The organism is Sulfitobacter sp. 15WGC (assembly GCF_005068605.1).
GTDB lineage: Bacteria > Pseudomonadota > Alphaproteobacteria > Rhodobacterales > Rhodobacteraceae > Sulfitobacter > Sulfitobacter faviae.
Map to the genome: position 1 here is coordinate 1 of NZ_SZNL01000090.1, position 287 is coordinate 287.

Here is a 287-nt window from a genome sequence, read left to right on the forward strand (position 1 = left end):
ATGGCCGTCTTTCGACTCTGCTCGACTTGTCAGTCTCGCAGTCAGGCTGGCTTCTGCCATTGCACTCAACGAGCGATTTCCGACCGCTCTGAGCCAACCTTCGCGCGCCTCCGTTACGATTTAGGAGGCGACCGCCCCAGTCAAACTACCCGCCACACAGGGTCCCGGAACCGGATAACGGTCCGCGGTTAGACATCAAGCAGAACAAGGGTGGTATCTCAAGGGAGGCTCCACCGAGACTGGCGTCTCGGTTTCAAAGCCCACCACCTATCCTGCACATGTTCGGC

1 rRNA gene is annotated in these 287 nt (G+C 58.9%); it reads right to left on the reverse strand.

The window, feature by feature from the left end:
* Window positions 1-287, reverse strand: a 23S ribosomal RNA gene (locus tag FCK22_RS18115); the annotation flags it as partial.